The following is a 246-nucleotide window of genomic DNA, read 5'->3' on the forward strand; positions in this document are numbered from 1 at the left end:
CGAGGCATTGGAGCGCAACAGGCAAACACGCGAGTTACGCCTGATTCGCGAACTCACATCGTTTGCAGACCCTGATCGCAAGCCCCGTTCATCGACCGAGTAGGCAGCCACTCGCCTGGGCGGCCACTGTGTGCAGTCCGCCCCCCTGCGCTCACTTCCCGTAGCGTTGCACGCCCCAGGCCAGCACGCTTTCGAGCAACCGCCGCAGCACGGCCTGGGTCGGTTGCGCCAGGTCTTCGCGATAGG

1 pseudogene is annotated in these 246 nt (G+C 65.0%); it reads right to left on the reverse strand.

Annotated features, from left to right (window positions below):
- Positions 1–151 precede the first annotated feature (151 nt).
- Positions 152–246: pseudogene (locus SB756_RS33870) on the reverse strand (N-formylglutamate deformylase); the annotation flags it as partial.

The sequence above is a fragment of the Pseudomonas sp. SIMBA_068 genome, from assembly GCF_046534705.1.
In the GTDB taxonomy this organism is placed as follows: Bacteria; Pseudomonadota; Gammaproteobacteria; order Pseudomonadales; family Pseudomonadaceae; genus Aquipseudomonas; species Aquipseudomonas putida.